The organism is Kitasatospora sp. NPDC047058, from assembly GCF_040643935.1.
GTDB lineage: Bacteria > Actinomycetota > Actinomycetes > Streptomycetales > Streptomycetaceae > Kitasatospora.
The window spans coordinates 1-1302 of the sequence record NZ_JBEYVJ010000884.1 but is presented as its reverse complement, the minus strand read 5'-3'; the positions used below and the strand labels follow the sequence as shown (position 1 = coordinate 1302).

Sequence of the window (1302 nt, the reverse complement as noted above, 5' to 3'; positions counted from 1 at the left end):
GCCCTCGCGGCCCTCCGGGAGGCCACCGGCCTCCAGCACCGGCTCGGGAACGCCGCCCGCACAGCCGCGTGTCTGATCATCACCGGTCGTGTCCACCTCCGCTTCGACGCGGTGGAGGAGGCCAGGGTCTGCTTCCAGCGCGCCGTCGACACCGCCCGTGAACACACCCTGCCCGACTTGGTCCGGCAGGGCCGTGAAGCCCTCGCCGGCATCGGCGAGGACCACGGGTCAACGCTTTCGGAGGTGCGGCGACGGGCGTTCGACTGAGGAGGCCGGAGCGCCCGCACCACCCTTCAGGAGACGACCTCCTTGCGGTGCCTGTCATCGCCGGCGACCACCAGCCTGCACTGGCCGTCGTCGCAGGAGCGCTCGAGTCGGCCCCGGGAGACGGTCTGGATCAGTCCGATCGTCCAGCACATCGGACAGCCGCGCAGGGCCAGCAGACCGACCGGCAGGAGGAGCAGGCTCACCGGCCCGGCCACCGGGAGGAGGGCGACCGAGCCGACCAGCGAGCCGAATCCCACGACGCCGCGCACGATGTGCCCGGACAGGGACTTGCTCGCGTAGTCGGGGCCGGCGGGCCCGGCGCCGGCTTGCGGCTTCGTTGTGCTCATCGTCGCCCTCCCGGGACCGATTCGGGTGTGGCCTGCAGTGTCCGTTGGACCGCCGCACGGGCCCGGTGCAGGCGCGACTTCATCGCGGCCGTGCTGAGGCCCAGGGCATCGGCGACCATCCGCCCACTGTGACCCTGGACGTCCCGCATGATCAGCACTCGGCGTTGCTCCGGCGGCAGCGTGGCGACCGCGGCCGCCACCCGTTCCGCTTCCAGGCGTTGCAGCACCTCGTCCTCGGCCGAGGCCACGGGCGAGTCCTGCTGCAACGGTGCGGCGTGGTCCCGCAACCTGGTCCGCGCGCGCCGGACGCACTCGTTGCGGACGATGCGGAACATCCACGACGCCAGGGCGCCGGAGGCCCGCAGCATCCCGATCTTGCGGTACAGGATGATCAGGGCTTCCTGGGCGGCTTCCTCGGCGTCCTCCGGGCTGGCGCAGAGGGAGCGGGCGAACCGCCGCACGTGCGGGTGCGAGCCGGACACCAACGCGGCGATCGCGTCGACGTCACCGCTCTGTGCGGCGGCGACCAGTTGCTCCCCGGGCCAGGCCGACCCGGCCACGCCGGCCTCAGCCACGCCCGGCCCCCTTGCGCTTCATGACCACCACGCAGGTGCAGAGCAGCACCAGGGCGACCGCGATACCGATTCCGATGATCACAACGACCTCCGTATTCCGTGCCCGGCCCTTG

The 1302-nt window shown here is 72.3% G+C and carries 3 protein-coding genes; 1 reads left to right on the top strand and 2 read right to left on the bottom strand.

From position 1 onward, the window contains the following. Nucleotides 1–267 (top strand): hypothetical protein (locus tag ABZ885_RS41335; RefSeq protein ID WP_360200391.1); only part of this gene is annotated, 267 nt, incomplete at its 5' end. A 26-nt stretch (nucleotides 268–293) separates the two neighbouring features. On the opposite strand, the gene ABZ885_RS41330 is transcribed toward ABZ885_RS41335, so the two are convergent. Continuing rightward, the gene (locus tag ABZ885_RS41330) at nucleotides 294–614 is read right to left on the bottom strand and encodes a hypothetical protein (RefSeq protein ID WP_360200389.1); all 321 of its coding nucleotides are present in this window, start codon (nucleotides 612–614) and stop codon (nucleotides 294–296) included. Beyond that, a complete protein-coding gene (locus tag ABZ885_RS41325; RefSeq protein WP_360200387.1) occupies nucleotides 611–1189 on the bottom strand; it encodes an RNA polymerase sigma factor in 579 nt (192 codons plus the stop codon). Before ABZ885_RS41325 ends, ABZ885_RS41330 begins: the two co-directional genes overlap by 4 nt. Nucleotides 1190–1302 lie beyond the last annotated feature (113 nt).